Here is a 578-nt window from a genome sequence, read left to right on the forward strand (position 1 = left end):
CGAACTATGCAAGTACCATCCCGAACACAAAACAGTGGTGGCGGACAGCGCCTACAAAACACCCTGGATCTGCAAGAGAATTTTTGAGAGCGGCCGCGTTCTTTCCACCTGCTATACCAGACCCAAAACCAAAGAGAACAGCCATCCCTGGTGGGCCTATGTGTATGACGAATACTTTGACGATGTGATCTGCCCCGAATACCACGCACTGCATTATTCCACCACAAACCGGGACGGTTACCGGGAATACAAAAGCCGCGCCTATCTTTGCAAAATTTGTCCCACCAGAGGAATGTGCACCGAAAACGCCAAGTGTGAGAAAACTGTGCTGCGCCATGTCTGGCAGGACTACGTGGAGATGGCAGAGCATATCCGGCACATGGCGGTGTACAAAGAGCTGTACCGGCTGCGAAAAGAGAAGATTGAGCGTGTGTTTGCCGATGCGAAGGAAAAGCACGGGATGCGTTACACACAGTACAGAGGCTTGGCTCAGGTGACAAACTGGGTGAAGCTTAAATTTGCTGCCATGAATCTGAAAAAGCTGGCCATCTGGAAATGGAACGCCACCCATCCAGGGT

Annotated in this window: 1 protein-coding gene; it reads left to right on the forward strand. The window is 51.4% G+C overall.

What is annotated here, in order from left to right:
• A partial coding sequence (locus tag PH256_RS15200) for a transposase (RefSeq protein WP_270914830.1) occupies positions 1–578 on the forward strand: 578 nt, incomplete at both ends.

This window comes from Allofournierella sp. CML151 (genome assembly GCF_027853465.1).
Classification (GTDB): domain Bacteria; phylum Bacillota; class Clostridia; order Oscillospirales; family Ruminococcaceae; genus Allofournierella.